At 71.2% G+C, this 444-nt stretch carries 1 protein-coding gene; it reads left to right on the top strand.

Annotated elements, in window-relative coordinates; translation table 11 throughout:
* Window positions 1–259: 259 nt before the first annotated feature.
* On the top strand, window positions 260–444 hold a 185-nt coding region (locus tag E4099_RS33820), incomplete at its 3' end, for a hypothetical protein (RefSeq protein ID WP_209446833.1).

The raw sequence follows: 444 nt of genomic DNA, 5'->3' as shown, positions 1-444 counted from the left end.
GGCTCTCCGGTGATCGGGTAGAACTCCTCCAGAAGACCTGTCTCTCGCGGCGCACCCCCCGGCGCCGCACCTCGGTACCGGCGCCCTGACGCCGGTACCGACCGCCCAGGGCCCTGGGACGCTCTCCCCCCGTGGGCGTCCCGGGGCCCTGACGCCGTCCGGGCCCCGGAGAGCCCGCGCCCGCCGTGTTCCGGTGACGGCCGGCGGCCCCGCGCCGCCCGTCGCGGCTTCCGCGTATGACCCCCCGGGCCTCGCACTGGTGATCGAGATCACCTCTCCGCGCACTCGTTTCGTATGCAACCTTTTTCGCGCCCTCATGGTCATGTACGTGCAAAAGCACGGGCCTGTTCGCGCCTTCCACGCGCCGGCCTTCCCCGATCGCTGCTGCACCTTCGCAGCGCGTACAGACCCCGAAGAGGTCTCAATGAAGCTTCGCCGCGCACT

Origin of the sequence: Streptomyces palmae (assembly GCF_004684805.1) — a bacterium.
Taxonomy (GTDB): domain Bacteria; phylum Actinomycetota; class Actinomycetes; order Streptomycetales; family Streptomycetaceae; genus Streptomyces; species Streptomyces palmae.
This window is presented reverse-complemented; position numbering and strand designations above follow the sequence as displayed.